The organism is Campylobacter suis, from assembly GCF_905120475.1.
Classification (GTDB): domain Bacteria; phylum Campylobacterota; class Campylobacteria; order Campylobacterales; family Campylobacteraceae; genus Campylobacter_A; species Campylobacter_A suis.
Map to the genome: position 1 here is coordinate 94,041 of NZ_CAJHOE010000004.1, position 23,588 is coordinate 117,628.

Consider the following 23,588-nt stretch of genomic DNA (forward strand, 5'->3'; position numbering starts at 1 on the left):
AAAATGGCTAGGATAGGCTTTTTATCTCACGCTGATATGAGCATTTATTTTTTCAGAAGCCCCATAATGAGAGCCTTGCAAGAGCTAGGGCATGAAGTATTTGCGATATGTCCTGATGGTGAGTTTGCAAAAAGGCTAAAATCTGAGTTTAATGTCGTTACTTACGAGCTTGATAGAGCCAGTCTAAACCCGCTTGTCGTGCTAAAAAACAGCCAAAAACTTAGCCTTGTCCTAAAAAACTTAAACCTAGACTTGCTTCAAACATCGGCTCATAAATCAAACGTATTTGGCACATTTGCCGCCAAAAAAGCGGGGATAAAACGCGTGATAAATTTAGTCGAGGGGCTTGGAAGCTTTTATATAGATGATGATTTAAAGACTAAACTTGTGCGTTTTGGCATAGAAATTTTGTATAAAAAAGCCCTTGGTTTAAGCGATGGTTGCGTGTTTGTAAATGATAGTGATCCAAACTATTTTGAAAGCAAAGGCTTAATAAAAAAAGAGAAAATTTTTAAGATAAAAAGCGTTGGCGTAAATACCGATAAATTCGATCCAGACGCGGTAACATCAGCAAATTTAGGCGAGAAAAAGATAGTTTTGATGATAGCTCGTGCGATGTGGCATAAGGGCGTGCGTGAGTTTTATGAAGCGGCGCAAATTTTAAAAGATCGCACGGACTGTGAGTTTGTCTATGTTGGCGAGAGTTTTGATGGCAACAGCTCAACAGCTGATATAAAATTTCTAACAAGTGGTAATGTCCTCTACCTTGGCGCAAGAGATGATGTAGCCGGGCTTTTAAAGGCTAGTTATATGCTGGTTTTACCAAGCTATAAAGAGGGCTTTCCAAGGACGATTTTAGAGGCTATGAGTATGGCAAAAGCGGTCGTAGCAAGCGATGTTACAGGCTGTAATGAAGCTGTTTTAAGCGGCGTAAATGGACTTTTGTGTAAGGTTGCAGATGCAAAAAGCTTGGCTGAAAAAATACAAAGCCTGCTTGATGATGAAATTTTAGCTAAAAGACTTGGAGAAAACGGCAGACAGATGGTTTTAGAACAGTTTGATGAGCGAATAATAGCAGAAAAATATATTGAACTTTATAGGAAATTTATCGATGTATAGGGCGTTTTTTAAGCGATTTTTAGATTTTTTTGGTGCGTTGTTATTAATAAGCCTAACATTGCCTATTATGATAATTCTTTGGATTTTGATAAGGTTTAAGCTGAAAACTGATCCGATTTTTACGCAAAATAGACCTGGACTTCACGGCAAAATCTTTAAAATTTATAAGTTTAAATCAATGAGCGATGAGCGTGATGAAAACGGCGAACTTTTGGCTGATGAGCTAAGGCTTGGCGAGTTTGGTAAAAAGCTTCGCAGTCTTAGCCTTGATGAGCTTCCACAGCTTTTTAATGTGTTAAAAGGCGACATGAGCTTCATAGGTCCAAGACCACTTTTGCCTGAGTATCTGTCGCTTTACAGTGCTGAGCAAGCCAAACGCCATGATGTAAGACCCGGCATTACTGGACTTGCACAGGTAAATGGCAGAAACGCGATAAGCTGGGCTAAGAAATTTGAATACGACACCGAATATGCTAAAAATTTAAGCCTAAAAATGGATGTTAAAATCGCACTTCTTACCATAAAAAAGGTCATCAAAAAAGATGGCGTTAGTAAAGACGGCATGGTAACGACTGAGAAATTTAACGGATTTAACTAGGAAAAATATGAGTAAAATTTACATTTACGGCTCTAGCGGACATGGGCTTGTGGTGGCTGATATCGCCAAAAATTTGGGGTATAGCGAGATAGTTTTTTTAGATGATAAAAGCGATATGAAGTTTAGCCAAGAACTGCCAAAAGCTGATATATTTATCGCTGTCGGAGATAATAAAACTCGTGAAATTTTACAAAAGAAGGTTGAAAGTGCTGGATTTAACGTGGTTAGTTTGGTTCATAAAAGTGCGGTTTTAAGTCCAAGTACCGTGATAGAACGCGGAGTGGTTATCATGCCAAATGCCGTGATAAACGCAAAAGCCGTGATAAAACGCGGTGCTATCATCAATACTGGTGCGATCATTGAGCATGAGTGTGTGGTGGGTGAGTTTGCTCATATCAGCCCAAACACAGCCATTGCTGGAAATGTAAAAGTAGGATCCAGAACGCACATCGGTATCGGTTCAAGTGTTATTCAAGGAATAAGTATCGGCAAGGACTGCACTATCGGTGCTGGCAGTGTAGTTGTGCGAGATTTACCAGATACCATAACGGCGTATGGAGTGCCAGCTAGAGTTAAGAGATAGAAAACTGTGTAGCCATATGCCACACAATTTAGTTATTTTTCACCGCAGTCAAAGACCTGTGCGTTAAGTCTATATGAGCGTATAAGACCTATCTCATGCTCTGTGCAATTCACAGGTCTATTTGCTTGCATGCAAACTGCTTTTTCATTAAAAATTCTAAGCATTATTCGCTTATTTGCACCAACAACTTGTGAGGCTGTGTTTTTAGCATCATTTATCGCACTATCTCTTAGAGTTTGCAAATTTGCACCCACGGCACCAAGCACAGTATCGCTTCTGCCTCCTATCTCACCTAAAACGGTGCAGTTATAAGGCGTGCTTCTAGCTATTGTCACGCCAACTGCTTCTTGATGTAATTTGGTAGCATATCTCTTGAAAAAAAACTAAGCGAGATATGGCGTATCATCTTGATATAGATGTCGCTACACTTTATAACTGGCGTAAAAACAAGCCAAATTTATATCGTATCGTAATGCTTGGGTTTAAATTTGATGAAGCCATACAACAGAGCAAATCAAACTACGAAGAACTATCAAAAATCGATGATATCATAAAAGAAGATATCGCTAAAAAGTCCTAAATTTCTACCATAAAACACAAAAATTTCAAAAAATAATTTAAAATTAAATATTAAGTGCTAAAATTCACCTAAATTTTTAAGGAAAATACTATGGATAGGGTTTTTTTATCGCCACCAAACATGAGTGGCAAAGAGCAAGAGTATATAAGTGAAGTTTTTAAAAGTAACTACATAGCACCGCTTGGTGAGTATGTAAATAAATTTGAAGCAAGCATAAAGACCTATACTGGCGCAAAAGATGCACTAGCACTTAGTTCAGGCACGGCTGGACTTCATCTGGCACTTAGGGTTTTGGGCGTTGGGCAGGGCGATGTGGTGCTTGCGTCTAGCTTTACATTTATGGCGTCAGTTTCGCCGATACTTTATGAAAAGGCAACGCCGATTTTTATAGACTGTGATGAGAGTTGGAATTTAAGTCCAGAGCTACTAAAAAAAGCGATAACCAAAGCTTCTAAAAAGCCAAAAGCCTTGGTTTTAACGCACCTTTATGGGCAGGCTTCAAAGATGCGTGAGATAGTTGAAATTTGCCAAAATGAAGGCATAGCACTTGTTGAAGATGCGGCTGAGGCACTTGGCGGATTTTATGATGGCAAGGCACTTGGAACATTTGGAAGGCTTGGAGTTTATAGCTTTAATGGCAACAAAATCATCACAACAAGCGGCGGTGGAATGCTTGTAGGCGATGAAGCACTGGTAGAAAAAGCTCGTTTTTATAGCACTCAAGCTCGCGAGCCGTTTTTGCATTATGAACATAGCGACTATGGATATAACTACCGCCTTAGCAACATTTTGGGCGCTGTTGGCGTGGCGCAAATGGAAATTTTAGAACAAAGAGTTTTAGCAAAAAGGGCTGTTTTTGAAATTTATGAGCGTGAGCTTAATGGTGTGATCGAGTTTATGCCAGAGCTTGAAAACTCTCGCGGTAATCGCTGGCTAACAACTGGCATTTTTAAAGAAAAAGGCGTGCATTTACGCGTGATAGAGGCACTTTCTAAGCAAAATATCGAAAGCCGTCCATTGTGGAAACCTATGCATTTACAGCCTGTTTTTAAAGGTGCTTTAAGCGTAGTTGATGGCACGAGCGAGAGCTTGTTTGAGCGTGGAATTTGCTTACCGAGCGGCTCTTGTTTAGATGAAAAAACGCAAGAGCGAGTTATAAAAATCATAAAAGAGAGCGTTTGATGAGTGACTTTCAGGCGGTATTTAAGGCGACTAAACTAAAGCGTTTAGTGTTTTTTGTTCTTGCTGATACTTTGATATTTGTAGCATCTATATATTTTGCATATTTGCTTAGATTTAATGGAAATATCCCCGAAATTTTTTATAATGGACTTTTTGTCACGATGGGGCTGTTGGTTGTTTTTAAGCTTGTTTTTATGTGGATCTTTAAAATTTATAAGGTGCCTTGGAGATTTTTTGGACTAAATGAGGCGCGCAAAATTTTCCTAGCACACATTTGTGCAACTGTGCTTTTTAGTGTGATATATTTCATAGTGCAAGATTATCTAAATCCATATCCTCAAAGCGTTATCTCGATAGATCTTTTGATATCTTGTCTTATGGTGGGAGCTTTAAGAATTTCAAAGCGTATGTTTCTTGACTTTTCGACAAAACCGCATAAGGGCGAGCCTTGCATAGTCTTTGGCGCAACAACAAAGGCTATACATGTTTTAAACGGACTAAGGCAGGGATATCTTGATTATTATGCGGTGGGTGTAGTTGATGGTAGAGCAGATCTTATCGGCACATATTGTGATGGTTTTTTGGTTCAAGATAAGGTAGAAATTCCGGCTATTATAAAAGAGTACAATGTAAAAACTGCCATCATCGCACTTGCTCTAAGTCAAGATGATTTACAAGTTATCTTTGATGAGCTAACAAGTTATGGAATTCGCGATGTAAAGATGTTTTCGCTTGTTGAAAATGAGCCGATAAAAGATATATCTATCGAGGATCTTTTGGCGCGAAAACCAAAAGATTTAGATCCTCAAATCATCGCAAATTTCTTAAAAGATAAAGTCGCACTCGTAACTGGGGCTGGCGGTAGTATCGGAAGTGAGATATGCAAACAATGTTTAAAATTTGGCGTTAAACAGCTTATAATGGTTGATCATAGCGAGTATAATCTTTATAAGATCGCAGAAGACACAAAAGATGTAAGAACCGTTAGTAAGTTAGTAAATATCATAAATTTTGATGAACTAAAGGCTATTTTTTATGAGTTTAAACCAGAGATAGTTTTACATGCAGCTGCTTATAAGCATGTTCCTCTTTGTGAGCTAAACCCGCGCTCAGCCGTTGAAAATAATATCATGGGAACAAAACATGTTATAGATCTATCAAAATACTATGGCGTAAAAAAAGTTGTGATGATAAGCTCAGATAAGGCTGTTCGTCCAACAAACATAATGGGCACAACAAAGCGCGTTTGCGAACTTTATGCACTAAATTCAAACCAACAAGGCGTATGCGAGATAGTTTGTGTTCGCTTTGGAAATGTACTTGGTTCATCTGGTTCAGTTATACCAAAATTTAAAGAGCAGATAGCTAAAAACAAACCACTAAGTGTTACGCACCCTGATATTACGCGCTATTTTATGCTAACAAGTGAGGCTTGCCAGCTTGTCTTGCAGGCTGCTTCTATTGCAAATGGGGGCGAACTTTTTGTGCTTGATATGGGCGAACCTATAAAGATAGTTGATCTTGCCAAAAAGATGCTTATACTCTCTAAAAAAGAGCATCTCGGGATAGAATTTGTTGGGCTTAGAACTGGAGAAAAGCTTTATGAAGAGCTGCTTATAAATGCTGATGACGCAAAGACAAAGTTTGAAAGCATATTTGTAACACGCTCAGATCCATATGATTTAGAGCTTTTAAATGCCCAGATAAAAGAGCTTTTAACTCTTGAAAATGCTCAAATTTCAGCTGCACTTAAAAACATAGTGCCTGAGTTTAACCATGCATTAAATAACTAAAAAAGGATAAAATTTGGTCATAAAAGATATACAACGCTTTAGTGAGATACGATATAAAGCAAGAGCTTACATTTTCTACCTTTTTGAGCGAAATTTACCAAACCATCTGCCTGGTGTTTCAGTCCAAAGTATAAAAGAGGGTTTTGAGAAGATAACACAAGAAATTCCAAGCTTTGATGCTTACTATATACTTGATAAAAATGGAGTTCAAATAGGCGACAGCGTAAGTATAAATCCATCAAACGCTGAGCGCGAAACAAAAAGTCATATAAACAATGCCTATTATTACCGCGTAATGCGTGAAAAAACACCAGTTTTAAGCGATCCATATCCTTCAAATTTAAACGGCACGCTATGTGTTACCGCAAGTATGCCGATATTTAATGATAAAAATGAGCTTTTATATATAGCTTGTCTTGATATTTCGCTTATAAATTTGCTAAAGATAGTTGATACTGGTGTTATTGAAAACTATTTTGGTAAATTTTTAAAATTTGTATATACTCTATTTTGCGGTGCGCTTTTTATCATCTGTGCTTTTTTGTTTGGCTATGCGGTCAAAAGTTTTCTTTCAAAAAGTATCCATCATATAGATATTGAAGAGGTTTTTGCATCGACCATTATCCTTACGCTAGCACTTGCTATATTTGACCTGGTTAAGACTATATTTGAAGAAGAGGTTATCGGGCGAGGTCATAATGAAGATACATTGCTGTATAAGACTATGGTGCGATTTATTGGCTCTATCATCATTGCACTTGCGATTGAGGCACTTATGCTTGTCTTTAAATTTGCCATCACCGCTCCTGAAAATATAATAAATGCGATATATCTAATAGGCGGTGTTGCGATGCTTATGATAGCGCTTAGTGTTTATTTATTTAGTGTGAAAAAACAGGTTATTAAATGATAGCTATTATTGACTATGGTGCTGGGAATATACAAAGCGTTATGAATGCTTTTGAAAAGATAGGCGCTAAAGCTACGCTTGTTAGCGATGCGGATAAACTAAAGAGCTATGACAAACTTATTTTGCCTGGAGTTGGCGCATTTTCAGAGGCAATGCAAAGATTAAAAAGTGCAAATTTAGACGAAGCTATAAAGGATTTTGTCGCTAGCTCAAAGCCTTTTTTGGGAATTTGTCTTGGTATGCAGCTGCTTTTTGATCAGAGTGATGAGTTTGGTTTTAGTGCTGGACTTGGGCTAATAAGTGGCAAGGTTGTAAAATTTCAAAATGATAAATTTATAACCCCACTTAAAGTTCCTCATGTTGGCTGGAATACGGTAAATTTTAAAAAACAAACTGCGATAAATAAAGGTTTAAAAGATAGCGAGTATTTTTACTTTGTGCATAGTTTTCACGCTGTTTGTGAAGATGATGTTGTTCTTGGCGTTAGCAAATATGGCTATAACTTTATCTCTGCTGTTGCAAAGGATAATGTTTTTGGCTTTCAGCCTCACCCTGAAAAAAGTCATGATACTGGACTTAAAATTTTAAAGAACTTTAAGGAGCTTTGATGGAAATTTTCCCTGCTATAGATTTAAAAGATGGCAAAGCAGTAAGGTTAAGTAAGGGCGATATGGCTACTGCAAAAGTGTATTCAGATAGGCCTTGGGAGCTGGCAAAAGAGTTTGAACAAATGGGCGCAAAGTGGCTTCATGTAGTTGATCTTGATGGTGCATTTGCTGGAGATGTTATAAATTTTGAAGTTATAAAAAAGATAGTAAGTTCAACAAATTTGCAGGTGCAAGTCGGCGGTGGCATAAGAGATGAAGGTCGCATAAATAGATATCTTGATATGGGAGTTAGTCGTGTTATTTTGGGCTCTGTGGCACTTAAAGATCCAAATTTTGTGAGAGAAATGGCAAAGGCTTATCCTATAGTTGTTGGTATTGACGCAAAAAACGGCTATGTGGCGACCGAGGGCTGGGCTGATGTAAGTGATATGCCTGCGGTTGATCTTGCTAGAGAATTTGCTAACGCTGGAGTAAGGGCGATAATTTGCACAGATATTAGTAAAGATGGTATGCTTGGTGGGGTAAATTTAGATTTTACGCTTCAAATAGCAAGAACAAGTGGCGTTGAGACGATAGCAAGTGGTGGCGTAAGCTCTTTTGAAGATGTTTTGGAGCTAAAAAACAGTAGTGAGATGGGCGGTGTTATTGTTGGTAAGGCTTTTTATGAAGGTAAAATCGACTTAAAAAGAGCTTTTAAATCACTTTTATAAATTTTAAAGCTTTAATCAATATAAAATTTGCTAGAATATAGTAATTTTTTCTTACAAAGGATATGATTGTGAAAATTTTGGTTGTAGATGATAGCTCAACTATGAGAAGAATTATTAAAAACACACTACAAAGACTTGGACATGAAGAGGTCTTAGAAGCTGAACATGGAGTTGAGGCTTGGGCTTTGCTAGGACAACATCCAGATGTGCAAGTTCTTGTAACTGACTGGAATATGCCAGAGATGAACGGACTTGAGCTTGTGAAAAAAGTACGCGCAGAGTCAAAATATGCAGATATGCCTATCATTATGGTTACAACTGAGGGTGGTAAGGCTGAGGTTATTACGGCTTTAAAAGCTGGGGTAAATAACTATATAGTTAAGCCATTTACGCCGCAAGTTTTAAAAGAAAAACTTGAAGATGTTCTTGGCTAATGAGGGATAAATTTTACGAACTGAGCATAAAAAGCTCTAATTTTTATGATGAAATTTTGGAGCTTCTCTTCTCGTTTGGTATTACTTGTGTAGAGGAAAAAGATGGCGAGATACTTGTACGAGACGAGGAAGATCTAAGCCACATAGGGTGGGGGGTTTGCGAGTATATTACAAAACTCTCGTCGCATTTTGGTGTTTTAAATGACTTAAAAACTCAGATACTTCAAAAAGATAACAAAGACTGGATAAACGAGTATAAGAGCGGCGTAAAGCCAGTTGCTTTGGGAAAATTTTATATTCGTCCAAGCTGGGAAGCTCAAGATGATAGTTTAGAAAACATCGTTATAGATCCAGCTTTAGCGTTTGGTTCAGGACACCATGAAAGCACCAGCTCTTGTTTGCTTTTTTTGCAAAAATATGCTAAAAGTGGCGATCTTGCGCTAGATGTTGGGTGTGGAAGCGGGATTTTAAGTATAGCGTTGGCAAAGCTTGGCTGTATCGTACAAGCATGCGACACAGATGAGCTTGCAACACAAAGTAGCCAGCAAAATGCTCTTTTAAACAAAGTACAGTTAGATAAAATTTGGACTGGCTCTATCTCAAATTTGGAACAAAAATATGACATTGTTGTGGCAAATATCATAGCAGATGTTATTTTTATGCTAAAAAAAGATTTAAAAAATATTTTAAAAAATGGTGCATACTTACTACTTTCAGGTATTTTGCAAAAATATGAAGAGCGGATACTTGCAGACTTTGCTGACCTTGAGCTTGTTGAGAAAAAACAGGTGAATGATTGGGTTAGTTTTGTCTTTAAAAAGTAAAATTTAAGGAAAATAATGAATCAAAATTCTCAAAATAAAAACAATGGCAATGGTGGCGGATTTTTTAATAAAAATCCAATATTCATCTTTGCTATTTTTGCGATTGTTATAGTTTTAGTTTTTAGAAGTTTAACTGGCGATAGTATCGGCAATATGGGGATTGATGGTGGTACAAACTCTACCAAAAATGTCTCATATTCAGAGCTAAAGGCGATGGTTTCTGGCAAGCAGATCGCAAAGGTTGAAATTTCAGATGGAACTATACGCGCTTTAGGAACTAACCAAAATATATACATAACAAGGCGTATTCACTCAGACCCTACCTTTATCCCGCTTCTTGATAGCGTAGGTGTTGAGTATAAAGCGTATAATGATACAAACTGGCTCGCAGAGCTAATGTTTTCATGGGTGTTGCCTGTGTTTATATTTTTTGGAATTTGGATGTTTCTTGCTAGTCGTATGCAAAAAAATATGGGCGGAGGCATTCTTGGTATTGGAAGTGCAAAAAAGTTAATAAACTCAGAGAAGCCGACTGTAAAATTTGATGATGTTGCTGGTGTTGAAGAGGCAAAAGAGGAAGTTGTAGAGATAGTTGATTATCTTAAAAATCCTGATAAATACCTTCGTCTCGGTGCGAAAATTCCAAAAGGAATTTTGCTAGTAGGACCTCCTGGTACTGGCAAGACCCTACTTGCAAGAGCTGTAGCTGGCGAGGCTGATGTGCCGTTTTTTTCTATGTCAGCTTCAAGTTTTATAGAGATGTTTGTGGGTGTTGGTGCAAGTCGTGTTCGTGATCTTTTTGAAAGTGCAAAAAAAGAGAGCCCAGCCATAGTATTTATAGATGAGATAGATGCTATTGGAAAGAGTAGAAATTCTGGTCCTATGGGTGGAAACGATGAGCGCGAACAAACTCTTAACCAGTTGCTTTCTGAGATGGATGGCTTTGGTGCGGATAAATTGCCTGTTATCGTTATAGCAGCTACAAACCGCCCAGAAGTACTTGATGCCGCACTTTTAAGACCTGGTCGTTTTGACCGCCAAGTTCTGGTAGATAAGCCAGATTTTAAGGGCAGGATAGATATATTAAAAGTCCATATGAAAGATGTAAAAATTTCAAAAAATGTTGATCTTGACGAGATTGGAAGGCTTACAACAGGTCTAGCTGGTGCAGATCTTCAAAATATCATAAACGAAGCAGCCCTTTTAGCTGGCAGAAGTTCAAAACCAGAGGTCGAGCAAGCTGATCTTATAGAGGCTGTGGAGCGCTCTATCGCTGGACTTGAGAAAAAATCACGCCGCGTAAATGAAAAAGAAAAACGCATTGTTACCTATCATGAAAGCGGACATGCACTTATAGCAGAGGTTACTAAAGGCGCAAAACGGGTTACAAAGGTTTCGGTTGTTCCGCGTGGCTTAGCTGCGCTTGGATATACGCTAAATCGTCCAGAAGAGAATAAATTTTTGATGCAAAAACATGAGCTTATCGCTGAAGTTGATGTTTTACTTGGCGGAAGAGCAGCTGAAGAGGTCTTTATAAAAGAAATTTCAACTGGTGCTAGCAATGATCTTGAGCGTGCGACTGATATATTTAAGTCTATGATTAGTATGTATGGTATGAGTGAAGTTGCAGGGCTTATGGTGCTTGAAAAGCAGCGTAGCAATTTCCTTGGTGGTCAAACTATTAAAGATTATAGTGATAAAACTGCGCAAATGGTTGATGATACGGTAAAAGAGATGCTAAAAGAGCGTTACGAAGCAGTTTTAGAAACGCTAAAAACATATAGCGGGGCTATTGAGAATATGGTAAGTGCGCTTTATGAGAGCGAAACTATCGAGGGCGATAAGGTACGTGAGATTATTAGAAATTTTGAGCAAGAAAATGGGCTTGAAAGTAGGCTTGTTGAAGATGATGATAAAAAGAGCCAAAAAGAGCCAAAAGATGAAGCTGCTCAGGAGACCAAGGGCGAGTAATGCAATATATATCAAAATACGGCTACAAGTATATTATCATAACACTTATACTAATGCTTGTATCTTTAAATTTTGATATATTTGAGTGTTTTTTTATATTTATTTTTATAGCTTGTGTTATCTTTTTTAGGGAGCGAAAAAACAGCATAAAGTCAACAGATGAGACACAAATTTTAGCTCCCATTGACGGAAAAATTTTAGAAATTTCAAAGGCTGAGCTTGAGGGTAAGCAATATACAAGACTTACCATCTTAAAGTCTTTGTGTGGAGTTGGTGTTGTTTATGCTCCATTTTCTGCCCAGCAAGCTACTTTAAGGCAAAGACACGGTCTGTTTTTGTGCTCATATATGAAAATTTCATCAGCCTTAAACGAAAAAGCAATATACTTTTTTCAAAATAATGGATTAAAATTTGCAATGCGACTTGTCGCTGGAGAGCTTTCTCGTAGCCTTGAGGTTCAAAATGTTTCTAGTTTTGTAAAAGGCGATGAGTTGGGTTTTCTTGGAAGTGGTAAGATTGTGTTATTTTTACCACTTGAGAGTAAAATTTGTGTTAGTGTAGGCGAGAAAATTCGTAGCCTTAGTACGCTTGGATATTTAGAAAAGGTAGCAGTAAATGAATAATCAAAAACCACAATTAATGTACATTTTGCCAAATCTTTTCACAGCTTCTAGTGCATTTTTAGGCATTGTTAGTGTTATAGCTAGCATTAAAGGCGATTATGAAAAGGCGATTATCTGGATTATATTATCTCTTATTTTGGATGGACTTGATGGTAGGGTGGCTAGGCTTACAAAAACTACTTCAAAATTTGGGGTAGAGTTTGATAGTTTGGCTGATTTAGTTGCTTTTGGAGTCGCACCAGCCATACTTTTTTATCTTGCTATCGGACAACATTATGGTAGATTTGGAGTTCTTGTAAGCGCTATGTTTGTCGTTTTTGGTGCTATTCGTTTGGCTCGTTTTAATGTGACTACTGGCACATATGAACCAAATGTATTTATAGGGCTTCCTATACCCACTGCTGCGATAGTTAGTGCGCTTTATGTTGGTATGTATGTTAATTACGATCTTAAGGGTTTTGAGTGGATATATATATTTATGCAGTGCGTTTTGGCAGTGCTTATGGTAAGCAATATCCGCTATCCAAGCTTTAAAAAGATAAACCTAGAGCAAGCTCATGTGATGAGAATTTTGGTTGGTTTAGTTATAGCATTTTCTATGCTTTATCTATATCCGCTAGAAAGTGCGGTCATCGTCATGAGTGTTTATGTTTTTTATGGTATAATCAGAGCCACTATAATGTTTTTTAAAAATTTTAAAAAGGAGAGTTCATGAGTGTTGGTGTCGCAAAATCAATAAAATTTTTACCACAAATTAAAATCAAAAACTCTCTACTGCTGCTACGCAAGTAGCAAATTTTCTATCTAACCTCATAATTAAATTTCAAAATAAAATAAAGGAATAAAAATGGATAATAATAAAATAATAATATTTGATACAACACTTCGTGATGGCGAACAAAGCCCTGGTGCATCGATGAACACAGCCGAAAAGTTACAGATAGCACTTCAGCTTGAAAGGCTTGGCGTGGATGTGATGGAGGCTGGATTTGCGGCGGCTAGTCCTGGGGATTTTGATGCGGTAAATCAGATCGCAAAACAAGCATCAAGTATCCGTGTTTGCTCACTTGCTCGTGCTGTTGAGCGTGACATAAAAGCAGCTGGCGAGGCTCTTGCTCCTGCAAAATTTAAGCGAATTCATACATTTATAGCTACAAGTCCGATACATATGGAGTATAAGCTAAAGATGAAGCCAGATGAGGTTGTGCGTCGTGCTGTTGAGGCAGTAAAATTTGCGAAGACATTTTGTGAAGATGTTGAGTTTAGTTGCGAAGATGCTGGCAGAAGTGACATAGTATTTATGAAAGAAATTTGTGAAGCTGTGATACAAGCTGGCGCAAAGACTATAAATTTGCCCGATACAGTTGGATATCGCTTGCCAACAGAGCTTGCTTTGATGGTCTCTGAAATGGTAAAATTTATAGACGGCAGAGCAGTACTTTCAGTTCATAATCACAATGACCTTGGTCTTGCTACAGCAAATTCGCTAGCTTGCATACTGGCTGGAGCAAGGCAGGTTGAGTGCACGATAAATGGTATTGGCGAGAGAGCTGGTAATGCCGCGCTTGAAGAGATAGTGATGGCTATAAAAACTCGCAAGGATATATTTGCTCCACTTTATACTGATATCATAGCAAAAGAAATTTATCCTAGCTCTCGCCTTATCGCAAACATCACTGGCATCGAGCCTCAGCCAAACAAAGCGATAGTTGGCAAAAATGCTTTTGCTCATGAGAGCGGTATCCACCAAGATGGTGTTTTAAAGCACAAAGAGACTTATGAGATCATAAGTGCTGAGAGCATAGGGCTTGAGAAAAACTCACTTGTTCTTGGTAAACATAGTGGACGCCATGCCTTTAAAGATAAGCTTGCTCATCTTGGATTTAGCCTTGATGAGAACGCTTTAAATACGGCATTTGATAAATTTAAAGAGCTTGCTGATAAGAAAAAAGAGGTGTTTGATGACGATATTAGGGCACTTGTTGCAGAAGAGATCACTCGTATACCGCAAGCTTATGAGATAGTGGGGCTTCTTCAAAGTAGTGCAGGGGGGCTTGCAAGTGCTTCGATGAGCATTAATTTTAATGATAAAGTTGTTAGTGATTCAGCTCTTGGTAACGGCACAGCAGATGCGATATTTAAGGTGATTGATCGTATTAGTGGTATTGGCGGAGTGCTAAAAGATTACAAGGTTACTGCTGTCTCGCAAGGTAAAGATGCACTTGCGAAGGTTGATGTAAAAGTTGAGTTTGAAGGCTCACACGCTGTGATGGGGCACGGACTAGATATAGATACGATGATGGCAAGTGCAAAGGCATATATCGGCGCACTTAATAGCCATCTGCGCATAAAGCAACTATGATAAAGATATAAAATGGCTTGGGTGTTTTTAATAACTGCTGGTCTTATGGAGATAGGCTGGCCACTGGGGCTAAAGCTAGCGCAGCAAGATGGTAAGGCTTTTATGGGTACAGCTATAGCGATAGCCTTTATGGCTGTTAGTGGGTACTTACTATTTTTAGCACAGCGTGAAATTCCTATGGGTACAGCCTATGCAGTGTGGACTGGTATAGGTGCCGCTGGAGCATTTTTAGTAGGTGTTTTATTTTTTGGTGATAGCGCAAGTCTTGGTAAATACATCGGTGTTGCACTAATAATACTTGGCGTAATAACGCTAAAAGTTTCTCACTAATTTGTGCCTAAAACTAGGCACAAATTTAGCTTTTGTGATTTGCGTGCCACATCTTTATATAAATATGTAAAATATCTACAGCTGCTGGCGTTATGCCTGAAATTTCACTTGCTGCAAAAAGTGTTGGCGGGGCAAATTTCTCAAGCTTTTCGACCACTTCATTACTAAGTCCGCTTATGCCGCGAAATGTAAAACCAACTGGTATTTTGACACTCATCATATCTTTCATTCGCTCTATTTGAGACTTTTGCTCACCGATATAGTGCTGATATTTGCATTCAACTAAAATTTGCTCCAAGCTTGATTTATCCATATCGCTAAACAATTCATCTAGCTTTTGTAGTTTCTCAAGCGTAAAGCTTTTTCTGGCTACTATCTTTTGCAAGGTTGCTTTTTCGCTGATAATATCCTCATCAAGGCTTGCTAAAAAGGCTAAATTTTCCTTTGATGGTGTTATCTCTTTTGTATTTAAAAGCTCAAGACCATCTTTTAAATTTTGTTTGATTTGTGAAATTTCATTAAATGTTTCACTATCAAGCAGCCCAAGCTCATGCCCATATCCGCCAAGTCTTAGTATTGCATTGTCTTCACGAAGCAGTAAGCGATACTCTGCACGGCTTGTAAACATACGATATGGCTCTTTTGTTCCTTTTGTAACAAGATCATCTATTAAAACACCGATATAAGCCTCATCTCTGCGAAGTATGAGTGCTTCTTTACCTTGAATGCTAAGTGCTGCGTTTATACCAGCCATAAGCCCTTGTGCTCCAGCCTCTTCATAACCAGTCGTGCCATTTATCTGACCAGCCAGGTAAAGTCCTGAAATTTGCTTTGTTTCAAGAGTATGCTTAAGTTCTGTTGGCTCTACATAATCATACTCTATCGCGTAGCCATGGCGCACTATGCGAGCATTTTCAAAGCCACGCACCGAGCGGATCATCTGAACTTGAACATCATAAGGAAGACTTGTTGAAAAGCCATTTATGTAGTATTCGGTCGCTTCAAGTGTTTGTGGCTCTACAAAAAGATGGTGGCGATCACGGTCACCAAAGCGATTTATCTTATCTTCTATGCTAGGACAATACCTTGGTCCCACGCCCTCTATTTGCCCTGTGAATAGCGGAGCTTTGTCAAAATTTGAGCGTATGGTTTCGTGTGTAAATTCATTTGTATAAGCGATATAGCAAGGAAGTTGCGTTGGGTTAAAAGTTTTAGTGCGGAAACTAAAAGGCACTGCATCCTTATCGCCATCTTGAATTTCAAGCACGCTAAAATCTATACTTTTAGCGTCTATGCGTGGGCAAGTCCCAGTTTTTAATCGCCCCATCTTCAGCCCTAAATTTGCAAGTGAGGTGCTTAAATTTTTAGAACTTAGCTCGCCAACGCGCCCAGCTTCTATTTTGTTAAAACCAACATGGATAAGACCGTTTAGAAATGTACCTGTTGTTATGATGAGCTTTTTGCAATCATATTCATTGCCAAGATTTGTCTTTATGCCTGAAATTTCGCCATTTTTAGTTAAAATTTCAGTTGCCATCTCTTGAGTTATCTCTAAATTTGGTGTATTTAAAAGCACATTGCGCATATAAATTCTATATCTATCCATATCAATTTGCGCACGGCTACCACGCACAGCAGGCCCTTTGCTCTCATTTAGTACGCGAAACTGTATCCCAACAGCATCAGTTATAAGCCCCATTTGCCCGCCAAGCGCATCTATCTCTTTAACAAGATGACCCTTGGCAAGACCTCCGATAGCTGGGTTACAGCTAGCAGCACCGATTTGTTCAGCTAGTATTGTTATAAGCATCGTTTTTAGTCCCATTCTAGCACTTGCTAGGCAGGCTTCTATACCCGCATGACCACCGCCAACGACGATAATATCGTAGTTATTTGACATTTTTATACCTTAAATTTTTTGTGATTGTAGCAAAATGGCTATAAATATTTGCTTGAGCTTGCAAAAAAAAATGCAAATTTCTATACTTACAACTTATATCTAGTTTAAGTAAAATAAAAATTAGCCTTAAAATTTTTCAAATTTAACATCATTCTTTAAAAATGTTACTTTTTTACTCACTTTTAAATAAAATTTGTTACTAAAAGTAGCAAATACAAAAAAATAGCCAGAAAAAATTTTATAATAGCCCTTGAAACCAAAAATATCAAAGGAGATAAGATGAAAATTTTAGGTGCTACTTTATTAAGCTGTACTGTTGCTTTGACAAGTCTTGCAGCAGACAAAGTTCATACTATAAAATTTGCACATGTTGTTGCTGCTTCAACACCAAAAGGTAAAGCTGCTGACTTTTTTGCAAAGCGCGTTGAGGAGTTAAGTGATGGCAAGATCAAGGTACAAGTTTTCCCATCGGCTCAGCTAGTTGATGATGATAGAGTTTTTGGCGCACTAAAGTTGGGCAATGTCCAGATGGCAGCTCCAAGTTTTTCAAAATTTACGCCGATAGTTCCACAATTTCAGCTATTTGACCTACCTTTTATCTTTAAAGATGAGGCACACCTTCACAAAGTTCAAGATGGTGAAGTTGGAGCAGCTTTAAAAGATTTAGTAACTAAGAAGGGATTTGTTGCGCTTGATTACTGGGATGCTGGATTTAAGCACTTTAGTTCAAGTAAAAAACCAGTTGTAGTTCCAGATGATGCAAAAGGACAAAAATTTAGAATTCAAAGCTCAAAAGTGCTAGAGGAGCAGATGAAAGCAGTTGGTGGCAACCCGCAAGTGCTACCATTTTCAGAGGTTTATAGTGCTCTTCAACAAGGCGTAGTTGATGCGACTGAAAACCCGCTATCAAACTTTTATAATACAAAATTTCATGAAGTTCAAACATCTTTAACACTTTCAAACCACGGATATTTGGGCTACTTGGTTGTTGTTAGTGAGAAATTTTGGAAGGGTTTACCAGATGAGCTTAAAAAGCATGTAACTCAAGCTCTTAGCGAAGCTACTACTTTTGAGCGTGAAGAGACAGCAAAAGAGGACGCTCATGTTATCGCTCAGCTTGAAAAATACATCGCTGATGGCAAAAAGCTAGAGATTATAAAACTTGATGATGCTCAAAAAGAGGCTTGGTCTAAAGCTATGGAGGGTGTGTATCCTAAGTTTTATGACATCATCGGCAAGGACTTGATAGACAAAACTATCAATGCAAAGTAAGCTAAATGCAAAGGTTTTTTGAGATCTTAGATGTTGGTATCGCTTCTGTAAATAAAACCATAGCGGTACTTGGCATAGCGGCGGGGACACTCCTCGCCTTTGTTAATGTCGTTATGCGGTATGTCTTTAATAGCGGATTTGCATGGGCTGGCGAGATGGTAAACTATCTATTTATCTGGTCGGCTTTTTTTGCTGCAGCTTATGGATTTAAACGCGGAATTCATATAAGTGTTACTATCTTAATCGAGAAATTTCCACCTCAAGTGGCAAAAGCATATGTCATTTTTTCTCACATACTAACAACAACATTTTTGCTTTTTATCGTTGTTTACGGTGTTCAGTATCTAATGGTTATGCACGAGCTAGACTTTATGAGTGTAGACCTTGGTGTGCCACAGTGGATACCTATGGTGGTTTTACCAGTAGCATTTTTGGGCGCTAGCTATAGGGCTGGAGAGAAAATTTTTGAAGTAGCAAAAACTCCAGCGGACAAAGTCATCATCAATGCAGAAGCTGAGACGATACACGACTCAGTCGATAAAAAATAAGGAGCTAAAATGACGATAGCATTTTTATTTGTATCGCTGTTTGGGCTCATGCTTATCGGCGTTCCTGTGGCTATATCGCTTGGAGCAAGTACTGTTCTTACGATGTACATTTTTACAGACTTAGAGCTTGCAACTATACCACAACTTATCTTTGATGGTATAAACAAATTTTCACTTATGGCGATACCGATGTTTATCTTGGCTGGAAATTTGCTAAGTAAAGGTGGTTCGGCTAGAAGGATTATTGATTTTGCAAGATCAATGGTTGGTCATCTACCTGGTGGCTTGCCGATGTCAGCGATATTTGCTTGTATCATTTTTGCAGCCGTTTCAGGAAGCTCGCCAGCTACCGTTGTGGCGATAGGCTCAATCATGTTCGTGGCTATCAAAGAGGCTGGATATCCTGCGACTTATGCAGTGGGCGGTATCAGTACAGCAGGTTCACTTGGCATACTTATCCCACCATCTGTTGTTATGATCGTTTACGGTGTTACGGCAGAGGTTAGTATAGGTAAGCTATTTATGGCTGGTGTTGTGCCTGGAATTTTACTTGGTGGTATGATGCTAGCGCAGACTTATATCGGCGCAAAAAGGCTTGGCTTTAAGGCGACTACTCCTGAGCCGTTTAGTGAGCGTATAAAGAAATTTGGCAAGGCATTTTGGGCGCTACTTATCATTGTAGTGGTGATAGGCGGAATTTATGGTGGAATTTTCACTCCAACAGAAGCAGCCGCCGCAAGTGCTGTATATGCACTTGTGATTTCACTTTTTGTCTATAAAGATATAAAATTTAAAGACCTATGGAATATCTGCCTTGAGTCAGCAATGACTACTGCGATGATATTTTTCATCATCACAAACGCCGTTGTCTTTGCATACTTGCTTACTAGCGAGCAGATACCACAAGCTATAGCTGATGCTATGCTAAGCGCAAATATCGGCAAGATAACATTCCTAGTGCTTGTAAATATCTTGCTTTTCATCATGGGTCAGTTTATGGAGCCATCATCTGTTGTTATGATCATGGTGCCACTTCTTTTACCGATAGCTACGATGTTAGGAATCGATCCGATACACTTTGGTATCATCCTTATCGTAAATATGGAGATAGGCATGATAACACCACCTGTGGGGCTAAATTTATTTGTCGCCAGCGGTCTAACTGGCATGAAGCTAAAAGATGTCATCATCTCATGCCTACCATGGACTTTAACGCTATTTATCGGACTTTTACTAATAACTTATATTCCAGAAATTTCACTCTGGCTGCCAAACTTAATGTATGGTTAAAATTTAATAAAGGGGGCTTTTGCCCCTTTGTTTTTATATAAATTTCAATACTTTTTAGCTACCATAAAACCCAAATCTCCCACAAAAAGGAAAGCCTAGATGCTAACTCCGCAAGAAAATGCCAAAGTACTTGTTTTAAGTATGACAAAAAAGGCACAAGCCCCACTAAAAGCTGTTATCATAATGTCTATAATGGCTGGGGGAGCTATCGCTATGGGCGATATATTTTGGGCACACTCAACCATTGGTATGGCACAAACTCTAAGCATTGGGATGTCAAATTTTATCGGAGGACTTGCGTTTGCTTGCGGTTTGATGATGGTTGTATTTTATGGTGGACATCTTTTTACGGGCTCTGTTGTATCTGGTGTTGGCGCTTATGATTCTAAGATAGGCTGGATAGCCGTGCTTAGATATTTGTCTATTGTTTGGGTGTTTAACTTTGTTGGTAGCGTTATGGTGGCTTATATGTACTACTATTCTGGATTGCCACAAAAATTTAACGCAGCGATATTAAAAACTTTTGTAACTATCGGCACGGATAAAGTTACGCTATCGTTTGTGGAGCTCTTTTTGCGTGGGATATTTTGCAATATCTTTGTATGTATGGCAGTTTGGTCAGCAAATATGCAAAAGGATATAGTGGGTAAATTTTTTACCATTTTATGGATGGTGGCCGCATTTGTGGCATGCTCTATGGAGCACTGCGTGGCAAATATGTTTATTATCACCGAGGCATTGCTTGCAAAGGCTGACTTGTTAGCTAAGACCGGAAGTATCGAAGCATTAAGTGAGCTTTTAAAGATAAATGTAAATTTGCTTTATGAGCTAAATATTACAAATTTTTTGTCTAAAAACTTAGTTCCAGTAACGCTTGGTAATATTATCGGTGGCTTTTTGTTTGTAGGACTTGTTGGATTTATCGCTGCAAAGAGTGAGGAGGAAAGTGCTAGTTAGCACACTTTATCTTGCCAGCAAAAAGCTGGCAAATTTAAGCCTTTAAAAGCCGTGTAGGCGTTTTATCTCAGGGTCGATAGGCTTTTTAGCTCCATCTTTTGTTACACTCACAAAAGTTGCGATAGCGCTTGTAACATGTAAACACTCGCGAAAACCTTCAGCATTTAGCCTTAAAGCCGTTACTTCTATCTGTATTTTTATCGAAGTTGTGCCCACAGATAGTATCTTTGCATAGCAACTTATCACATCTCCTATAAAAACTGGTTGCTTAAATATAATTTGCTCCATTGAGATCGTTACTACGCGCTCAGGCGCTAACTCTCTTGCAGCGTTTGCACCAGCAAGGTCAATCTGACTCATTATCCATCCACCAAAGATGTTACCAGCGCTATTTGTGTCTTTTGGAAGTGCCACAACTTTTATTCGAGGTTCGCCAAAACTACTTAGATCTTTCATTCTTTTCCTTTAAAATTTAAATTTTTTGTATTAAATACTATTGCCGAGATAAGGCACATCGTATAGCCTAAAAACTCTATACCTTCTTGAACTATATTTTTTACAACTGAAATTTCGCTACTTGGTAAAATAACTGCCCAAAATGACCCAGTCCCAAAAACTCGTCCAAAAACCAAAACCAAACAAAGCCCAAAGAGCATCAGCAAAAATGCCTTTGTTTGCATATACTCATCAAGTTCACGCGCTAGTCGTTTTGGCTCTTTAAAAGCAAGTGCTATCGCCATAATGCTAGCCAAAACAGCCACCCAAACCCAGTACCGTGTGAAATTTTATCAAAGACAAAGTCAAACTCTCTTATAAGTATTGCTGTAAAAAAGCCAAAAACTAGGATATTTATCCGTAAAAATTCTTTGGTATTTTTTATGCTACAGGCATATAAAATGCAAACTGTAAAAACCATAAGCTCTTGCACTATCTCAGTTACTGACTCCTCTGCTATGTAAGTAAGCCCAAAAATTTGCATATCCACATACATACAAAGTATACCAATAAGACTCATTAGTGAAAAAGTAATAAAAATTACAAAAAGCCTTAAAAATGCCATCAAACCCCCTTTTATAGACATATTTTACTATAAATTTGCTTTGAAAATATAAATTTATGATAAAATATAGACTTTTAAAAAGGAAATTTTATGAATAATTTTAAAAGACTTAATGAGCTTGTAGCTGAAAAAAAGACAAAGATAAATGAAATTTATAAAAACTTAAACTCTGACACTATAAAAGAAGCATTAAAAATTTGTGCTTTAAATGGTAGTAATTCAGAGCGTATAGCTTTGGCTCGTCGTATCGTTGATTTAAAGGTTGATCCGCTTGAAAATGAGCTAAAAAGGCTTGGGCGAAATGAAGCTGAAATTTTAAATACCAAAAGAGCGATGTATGAATTTGTGCGTAAATTTTATGAGCAAAGCCATGCAGAGCTTATAAAGATGGCAAAAGATGAGCAAATTTTAGATAAGTTTTATATCGCTTTGCTAGATGGCATGCATGAGATAGGGCTTTTGTTAAATGCTTGGCAAGTGCGCTGGGAGGAGCAAATTTTAGATACTACAAATGCTGAGTTTAAGCAGCGATTTAAGACGCTTGATGAGGCTTTAGAGTTTATCGATAAAAACGAGCTTTTTCAGCTTGATGAAGATGGCAGGCGAGCCGATAGAACTTACGGGGCTGTTGTAAAAACTGGCGAAAAATTTGAGTTTGCTGCATATGCTGTGGCTTTTAAAAGTGATGTGGCAAAGATAAAAGAGGCTTTTGAAAAGATGATAAAAGAGCTTAGAAATTTTAGCCAAAACGATGAGTATGAAGCGTATATAAACTATTTTGACGCTTTAAAAAATGCCTTTTGCCAGAGCGATAATAGTCGCGTTATACCAGCATGGCAGGCTGCAGAAGTGGCTTGGATGAGTGTAAAATCAGAGCTTCAACCAGGTCATCCGCTGGAGTATTACGAAGATGCTTATACGCATGCTGTTGCGCTTGAGTGGGATATAAGGCTAGCTGGCGCTAGTGATGTTGATGGGGACAAATTTAAGCAAAATATCATAGCTTCATATGAGAAAATTTGCCAAAATATCGGTGTAAAAAACGAGCGTATGAATGCGCAAGTTTGCAAAAATGTAAATCGCACTCAGCTTTATATTAGTGTGCCGATGATTTATTATGGTGCGGAGTTAAATGGGCTTTTTAGCGCGCAGGTTGTGCCAAATGACGAGAGCGTTAGCGCAAGATGTGGTAAGAAAATTTTTGCCTTCATAGAGCATGTTTATGCCAGTGCAAAGGCGAAGCCTTTTATGCGCTTATCGGGCGAGATATTTAGCCAAGAATTTTTAGACTTTGGCAGAGAAATTTTATTTTTAAAGCCAAAAACTTGGAAAAAAGTCTATGAAATTTCTACTATCGGTCATGAGTTTGGACATATCCTTTTTATCGACAAAGATACTGAAACTATGATGAATAAAGGCGGTTTGTTTAAATTTATAGAAGAGTATAAAGCTACAACTGGCGGGCTTGTAAATTTCTTTTTGCATGAAGCAAGCGAGTATAAGATGGCGGTTTTTCACGATCTTATCGCGCGGGCAGTTGGTCTTATCGCTTGGATGAAAGTTGATGAGGTTAGGGCTTATTATTGCGAAGGTTTGATACATTTAAGTTTGCTTTTTGAGTGCGGTGTTTTAGAGTTTGATAATGGTATTTTAAGTGTTGATTTTACTCAGACTGGATATGAAAAATTTAAAGAAATTTGCCTTAAAAACTATGAAAGTTTAGCTAGGCATTACAGTGATAAAAAAGAAGCTGGCGAGTTTTTGTCTAAATTTTGTGAGCCAAATGGTACAACTTATTTGCCACAAAACGCTAAGGCTAAAGCCTTTGTGAGGCACTACTACGCACGCTATGAAGATATTGGTAATGAAGTTGATGAGAGTGGGGAGTGGGCTAAGTGGCAACAAAGGGCGAGTGAGCTATAATGAGTAAAAAT

At 38.1% G+C, this 23,588-nt stretch carries 26 protein-coding genes; 21 read left to right on the top strand and 5 right to left on the bottom strand.

Annotated features, from left to right (window positions below; all coding sequences use genetic code 11):
* The first annotated feature begins 3 nt into the window (after positions 1-3).
* From LQV35_RS07530 to LQV35_RS07540, 3 genes are read left to right on the top strand one after another with little or no spacing between them, the layout of a single operon-like run.
* Positions 4-1,119, top strand: a complete 1,116-nt coding sequence (locus LQV35_RS07530) for a glycosyltransferase family 4 protein (protein ID WP_230057261.1) — start codon at positions 4-6, stop codon at positions 1,117-1,119.
* The gene (locus LQV35_RS07535; protein ID WP_230057262.1) at positions 1,112-1,717 is read left to right on the top strand and encodes a sugar transferase; all 606 of its coding nucleotides are present in this window, start codon (positions 1,112-1,114) and stop codon (positions 1,715-1,717) included. The genes LQV35_RS07530 and LQV35_RS07535 overlap by 8 nt, the downstream gene beginning before the upstream one ends.
* A gap of 7 nt (positions 1,718-1,724) precedes the next feature.
* Positions 1,725-2,300, top strand: coding sequence for an acetyltransferase (locus tag LQV35_RS07540; RefSeq protein WP_230057263.1), 576 nt, complete (start codon positions 1,725-1,727; stop codon positions 2,298-2,300).
* 32 nt (positions 2,301-2,332) lie between these two features.
* Here the strand turns inward: LQV35_RS07540 and LQV35_RS07545 are convergent, their stop codons facing one another.
* Entirely contained in the window at positions 2,333-2,635 is a 303-nt protein-coding gene (locus LQV35_RS07545) for a hypothetical protein (protein ID WP_230057264.1), read from the bottom strand.
* A gap of 59 nt (positions 2,636-2,694) precedes the next feature.
* Between LQV35_RS07545 and LQV35_RS07550 the strand changes: the two genes are divergently transcribed.
* The 13 genes from LQV35_RS07550 (at position 2,695) to LQV35_RS07610 (ending at position 14,627) form a co-directional block, all read left to right on the top strand.
* The gene (locus LQV35_RS07550) at positions 2,695-2,880 is read left to right on the top strand and encodes a transcriptional regulator (protein WP_230057265.1); all 186 of its coding nucleotides are present in this window, start codon (positions 2,695-2,697) and stop codon (positions 2,878-2,880) included.
* Between the two features lie 90 nt (positions 2,881-2,970).
* On the top strand, positions 2,971-4,062 hold the full coding sequence (pglE, locus tag LQV35_RS07555) for a UDP-N-acetylbacillosamine transaminase (protein WP_230057266.1): 1,092 nt from the start codon (positions 2,971-2,973) through the stop codon (positions 4,060-4,062).
* Positions 4,062-5,855 carry a UDP-N-acetylglucosamine 4,6-dehydratase (configuration-retaining) gene (gene pglF, locus LQV35_RS07560; protein WP_230057267.1) on the top strand — a complete coding sequence of 598 codons (1,794 nt, stop codon included), beginning with the start codon at positions 4,062-4,064 and terminating at the stop codon, positions 5,853-5,855. The genes pglE and pglF overlap by 1 nt, the downstream gene beginning before the upstream one ends.
* Positions 5,856-5,868: 13 nt before the next feature.
* Entirely contained in the window at positions 5,869-6,765 is an 897-nt protein-coding gene (locus LQV35_RS07565) for a PDC sensor domain-containing protein (RefSeq protein ID WP_230057268.1), read from the top strand.
* Positions 6,762-7,373 carry an imidazole glycerol phosphate synthase subunit HisH gene (gene hisH / locus LQV35_RS07570; protein WP_230057269.1) on the top strand — a complete coding sequence of 204 codons (612 nt, stop codon included), beginning with the start codon at positions 6,762-6,764 and terminating at the stop codon, positions 7,371-7,373. Before LQV35_RS07565 ends, hisH begins: the two co-directional genes overlap by 4 nt.
* A complete protein-coding gene (hisA, locus tag LQV35_RS07575) occupies positions 7,373-8,083 on the top strand; it encodes a 1-(5-phosphoribosyl)-5-[(5-phosphoribosylamino)methylideneamino]imidazole-4-carboxamide isomerase (protein ID WP_230057270.1) in 711 nt (236 codons plus the stop codon). Before hisH ends, hisA begins: the two co-directional genes overlap by 1 nt.
* 68 nt (positions 8,084-8,151) lie before the next feature.
* A complete protein-coding gene (locus LQV35_RS07580; protein ID WP_230057271.1) occupies positions 8,152-8,517 on the top strand; it encodes a chemotaxis response regulator CheY in 366 nt (121 codons plus the stop codon).
* On the top strand, positions 8,517-9,341 hold the full coding sequence (locus LQV35_RS07585; RefSeq protein ID WP_230057272.1) for a 50S ribosomal protein L11 methyltransferase: 825 nt from the start codon (positions 8,517-8,519) through the stop codon (positions 9,339-9,341). Before LQV35_RS07580 ends, LQV35_RS07585 begins: the two co-directional genes overlap by 1 nt.
* Before the next feature lie 15 nt (positions 9,342-9,356).
* Positions 9,357-11,312, top strand: coding sequence for an ATP-dependent zinc metalloprotease FtsH (ftsH, locus tag LQV35_RS07590; protein WP_230057273.1), 1,956 nt, complete (start codon positions 9,357-9,359; stop codon positions 11,310-11,312).
* Positions 11,312-11,935 (top strand): phosphatidylserine decarboxylase, encoded by a 624-nt coding sequence (locus tag LQV35_RS07595; protein ID WP_230057274.1) that lies wholly within the window; start codon positions 11,312-11,314, stop codon positions 11,933-11,935. Before ftsH ends, LQV35_RS07595 begins: the two co-directional genes overlap by 1 nt.
* Positions 11,928-12,650: a CDP-diacylglycerol--serine O-phosphatidyltransferase gene (gene pssA / locus LQV35_RS07600; protein ID WP_230057275.1), complete on the top strand. Its 723-nt coding sequence runs from the start codon at positions 11,928-11,930 to the stop codon at positions 12,648-12,650. The genes LQV35_RS07595 and pssA overlap by 8 nt, the downstream gene beginning before the upstream one ends.
* 132 nt (positions 12,651-12,782) lie before the next feature.
* Positions 12,783-14,297, top strand: coding sequence for a 2-isopropylmalate synthase (locus tag LQV35_RS07605; RefSeq protein WP_230057276.1), 1,515 nt, complete (start codon positions 12,783-12,785; stop codon positions 14,295-14,297).
* Positions 14,298-14,309: 12 nt separating this feature from the next.
* Positions 14,310-14,627, top strand: a complete 318-nt coding sequence (locus LQV35_RS07610; protein ID WP_230057277.1) for a DMT family transporter — start codon at positions 14,310-14,312, stop codon at positions 14,625-14,627.
* 25 nt (positions 14,628-14,652) lie between these two features.
* On the opposite strand, the gene mnmG is transcribed toward LQV35_RS07610, so the two are convergent.
* Positions 14,653-16,527: a tRNA uridine-5-carboxymethylaminomethyl(34) synthesis enzyme MnmG gene (gene mnmG / locus LQV35_RS07615; RefSeq protein ID WP_230057278.1), complete on the bottom strand. Its 1,875-nt coding sequence runs from the start codon at positions 16,525-16,527 to the stop codon at positions 14,653-14,655.
* A 279-nt stretch (positions 16,528-16,806) separates the two neighbouring features.
* On the opposite strand from mnmG, the gene LQV35_RS07620 reads away from it, so the two are divergent.
* The 4 genes from LQV35_RS07620 to LQV35_RS07635 all read left to right on the top strand — a co-directional run bounded on the left by LQV35_RS07620 (position 16,807) and on the right by LQV35_RS07635 (position 20,594).
* Positions 16,807-17,799, top strand: coding sequence for a DctP family TRAP transporter solute-binding subunit (locus LQV35_RS07620; protein ID WP_230057279.1), 993 nt, complete (start codon positions 16,807-16,809; stop codon positions 17,797-17,799).
* Between the two features lie 5 nt (positions 17,800-17,804).
* Positions 17,805-18,347: a TRAP transporter small permease gene (locus tag LQV35_RS07625; RefSeq protein ID WP_230057280.1), complete on the top strand. Its 543-nt coding sequence runs from the start codon at positions 17,805-17,807 to the stop codon at positions 18,345-18,347.
* Positions 18,348-18,356: 9 nt separating this feature from the next.
* Positions 18,357-19,637, top strand: a complete 1,281-nt coding sequence (locus tag LQV35_RS07630; RefSeq protein WP_230057281.1) for a TRAP transporter large permease — start codon at positions 18,357-18,359, stop codon at positions 19,635-19,637.
* A 99-nt stretch (positions 19,638-19,736) separates the two neighbouring features.
* Entirely contained in the window at positions 19,737-20,594 is an 858-nt protein-coding gene (locus tag LQV35_RS07635) for a formate/nitrite transporter family protein (protein ID WP_230057282.1), read from the top strand.
* A 42-nt stretch (positions 20,595-20,636) separates the two neighbouring features.
* Here LQV35_RS07635 and LQV35_RS07640 read toward each other — a convergent pair whose 3' ends face one another.
* The 3 genes from LQV35_RS07640 to LQV35_RS07650 are packed head-to-tail and all read right to left on the bottom strand — an operon-like array spanning position 20,637 to position 21,654.
* Complete coding sequence (locus LQV35_RS07640; RefSeq protein WP_230057283.1) at positions 20,637-21,050, bottom strand: acyl-CoA thioesterase; 414 nt, start codon at positions 21,048-21,050, stop codon at positions 20,637-20,639.
* Positions 21,047-21,346, bottom strand: coding sequence for a hypothetical protein (locus LQV35_RS07645; protein WP_230057284.1), 300 nt, complete (start codon positions 21,344-21,346; stop codon positions 21,047-21,049). The genes LQV35_RS07640 and LQV35_RS07645 overlap by 4 nt, the downstream gene beginning before the upstream one ends.
* A complete protein-coding gene (locus LQV35_RS07650) occupies positions 21,325-21,654 on the bottom strand; it encodes a hypothetical protein (protein ID WP_230057285.1) in 330 nt (109 codons plus the stop codon). The genes LQV35_RS07645 and LQV35_RS07650 overlap by 22 nt, the downstream gene beginning before the upstream one ends.
* 90 nt (positions 21,655-21,744) lie before the next feature.
* Between LQV35_RS07650 and ciaB the strand changes: the two genes are divergently transcribed.
* A complete protein-coding gene (gene ciaB / locus LQV35_RS07655) occupies positions 21,745-23,577 on the top strand; it encodes an invasion protein CiaB (RefSeq protein ID WP_230057286.1) in 1,833 nt (610 codons plus the stop codon).
* Positions 23,578-23,588: the final 11 nt, after the last annotated feature.

What these genes read in the sequence shown, in the direction of transcription:
- LQV35_RS07530 (WP_230057261.1), top strand. Translation starts at nt 4, where the DNA reads ATGGCTAGGATAGGCTTTTTATCTCACGCTGATATGAGCATTTATTTT.
- LQV35_RS07640 (WP_230057283.1), bottom strand. Translation starts at nt 21,050, where the DNA reads ATGAAAGATCTAAGTAGTTTTGGCGAACCTCGAATAAAAGTTGTGGCA.
- LQV35_RS07595 (WP_230057274.1), top strand. Translation starts at nt 11,312, where the DNA reads ATGCAATATATATCAAAATACGGCTACAAGTATATTATCATAACACTT.
- pglF (WP_230057267.1), top strand. Translation starts at nt 4,062, where the DNA reads ATGAGTGACTTTCAGGCGGTATTTAAGGCGACTAAACTAAAGCGTTTA.
- LQV35_RS07535 (WP_230057262.1), top strand. Translation starts at nt 1,112, where the DNA reads ATGTATAGGGCGTTTTTTAAGCGATTTTTAGATTTTTTTGGTGCGTTG.
- pssA (WP_230057275.1), top strand. Translation starts at nt 11,928, where the DNA reads ATGAATAATCAAAAACCACAATTAATGTACATTTTGCCAAATCTTTTC.
- pglE (WP_230057266.1), top strand. Translation starts at nt 2,971, where the DNA reads ATGGATAGGGTTTTTTTATCGCCACCAAACATGAGTGGCAAAGAGCAA.
- hisA (WP_230057270.1), top strand. Translation starts at nt 7,373, where the DNA reads ATGGAAATTTTCCCTGCTATAGATTTAAAAGATGGCAAAGCAGTAAGG.
- LQV35_RS07620 (WP_230057279.1), top strand. Translation starts at nt 16,807, where the DNA reads ATGAAAATTTTAGGTGCTACTTTATTAAGCTGTACTGTTGCTTTGACA.
- ftsH (WP_230057273.1), top strand. Translation starts at nt 9,357, where the DNA reads ATGAATCAAAATTCTCAAAATAAAAACAATGGCAATGGTGGCGGATTT.
- hisH (WP_230057269.1), top strand. Translation starts at nt 6,762, where the DNA reads ATGATAGCTATTATTGACTATGGTGCTGGGAATATACAAAGCGTTATG.
- LQV35_RS07630 (WP_230057281.1), top strand. Translation starts at nt 18,357, where the DNA reads ATGACGATAGCATTTTTATTTGTATCGCTGTTTGGGCTCATGCTTATC.
- LQV35_RS07635 (WP_230057282.1), top strand. Translation starts at nt 19,737, where the DNA reads ATGCTAACTCCGCAAGAAAATGCCAAAGTACTTGTTTTAAGTATGACA.
- LQV35_RS07610 (WP_230057277.1), top strand. Translation starts at nt 14,310, where the DNA reads ATGGCTTGGGTGTTTTTAATAACTGCTGGTCTTATGGAGATAGGCTGG.
- ciaB (WP_230057286.1), top strand. Translation starts at nt 21,745, where the DNA reads ATGAATAATTTTAAAAGACTTAATGAGCTTGTAGCTGAAAAAAAGACA.
- LQV35_RS07540 (WP_230057263.1), top strand. Translation starts at nt 1,725, where the DNA reads ATGAGTAAAATTTACATTTACGGCTCTAGCGGACATGGGCTTGTGGTG.
- mnmG (WP_230057278.1), bottom strand. Translation starts at nt 16,527, where the DNA reads ATGTCAAATAACTACGATATTATCGTCGTTGGCGGTGGTCATGCGGGT.
- LQV35_RS07585 (WP_230057272.1), top strand. Translation starts at nt 8,517, where the DNA reads ATGAGGGATAAATTTTACGAACTGAGCATAAAAAGCTCTAATTTTTAT.
- LQV35_RS07605 (WP_230057276.1), top strand. Translation starts at nt 12,783, where the DNA reads ATGGATAATAATAAAATAATAATATTTGATACAACACTTCGTGATGGC.
- LQV35_RS07625 (WP_230057280.1), top strand. Translation starts at nt 17,805, where the DNA reads ATGCAAAGGTTTTTTGAGATCTTAGATGTTGGTATCGCTTCTGTAAAT.
- LQV35_RS07550 (WP_230057265.1), top strand. Translation starts at nt 2,695, where the DNA reads ATGGCGTATCATCTTGATATAGATGTCGCTACACTTTATAACTGGCGT.
- LQV35_RS07650 (WP_230057285.1), bottom strand. Translation starts at nt 21,654, where the DNA reads ATGGCATTTTTAAGGCTTTTTGTAATTTTTATTACTTTTTCACTAATG.